1 protein-coding gene is annotated in these 1,287 nt (G+C 58.0%); it reads right to left on the reverse strand.

The genetic code is table 11. The features are described from left to right. Positions 1-60 precede the first annotated feature (60 nt). Entirely contained in the window at positions 61-1,212 is a 1,152-nt protein-coding gene (locus WFL93_RS24070) for an integrase core domain-containing protein (protein WP_336779203.1), read from the reverse strand. Positions 1,213-1,287 lie beyond the last annotated feature (75 nt).

The raw sequence follows: 1,287 nt of genomic DNA on the forward strand, positions 1-1,287 counted from the left end.
AGGTACGACCGGGCACATAGGTAACAGATCAGACCGGGCACATAGGTAACACATTTGTGCTCAGTCTATCCGGATAATACGTTTTTCTGCCTGGTCATAATACGCCAGTATCAGCCTGTCGAAGAGGATGACGTCGATTCCGTCATCCACCTCCAGGAACCGTACGTATTCTCCACACAGCGATGCGCTCAGGAACGTTCTTCCGTTCAGTCTCAGGTCACCTTTTTCTCCCACTTTGAAGAGCTTCGCCCCCTCCGGATAATTAACCTCCGGCACCCGGCCATCCCACTGCCGGGCTGATGGCGTCCAGCAGCTTGCCGGCGGCTTATTTTCATGTGCCTCGTGTGGTCTTTCATGATTGAACTCCTCCTGCCAGCTGCTGAACCAGGCCTGCTGTTCCGCCAGCGTGGTGAAGATGTTGCCATGGCTCATTGAGGCCTTCAGCGAGCGGTGCATTCTTTCATGGCGTGCGTTCTGTCCGGGGCAACCCGGCGCGATGCGCTCCGGCAGGATACCCAGCTTTATCAGCCACACGTTTAGCTTTGTCAGCGCGGCAATACCGGGCCCGGCAAAAGGGGAGCCGTTATCGGTGAGTATGACGTCAGGCAGCCCGCACTCCCGGAACACCCGCTCCATGCACGCGCGTACGAACGCGGTGGTCTCCACGTAGCTGGCCTCGCAGGCCAGCAGGTAGCGGCTGTGATTATCCGTCAGCGTGAACGGACGGCAGTAGCGCGCGTCTTTCAGGCGGAACCGCCCCTTAAAGTCGGCGCTCCAGACCTGATTATTTTTTTCTGCGACGGTGAGCTTCTGTACGTTGCCGGGAGTGCGTTTGCGCTTCAGGCGGTCCGGTACGAGGCCTTCATCTTTTAGCAGGTCACCAATGGTGCTTGCAGCGGGCACGATGAAGTCGGCGTTGTGGTTGAGGAGCCAGTGACGGATTTTTTTAGGCCCCCAGTCGGGGTGCTGCATGCGGAACAGCACCAGCCGGTCGGCAATGTCCGGCGGGATTTTTTCCGGCTGAGTGAGGCGCGCGCGGGAGTGATTTTCGAGAGAGGACAGCGCCGCCGGGTCAAAGCGGGCGAGCCACTTATAGCCGGTTTTGCGGCTGATGCCGTGGAGACGGCAGAGTTCAGAAATGGAATGCGTGCCTGCTTCGCAGGCACGGATGAAATCAAGGCGTTGCATGGTAACGGTCTCAGTCCAGGGCATAGTGAGTCTCCTCTGCTATGCCATTTATAACTGTTACCCATGTGCCCGGTCTAAAGTGTTACCCATGTGCCCGGT

It is taken from the genome of Pantoea sp. USHLN256 (assembly GCF_037149875.1).
GTDB lineage: Bacteria > Pseudomonadota > Gammaproteobacteria > Enterobacterales > Enterobacteriaceae > Pantoea > Pantoea nemavictus.

Coding starts and splice junctions, on each gene's coding strand:
- WFL93_RS24070 (WP_336779203.1), bottom strand. CDS start 1,212: ATGCCCTGGACTGAGACCGTTACCATGCAACGCCTTGATTTCATCCGT.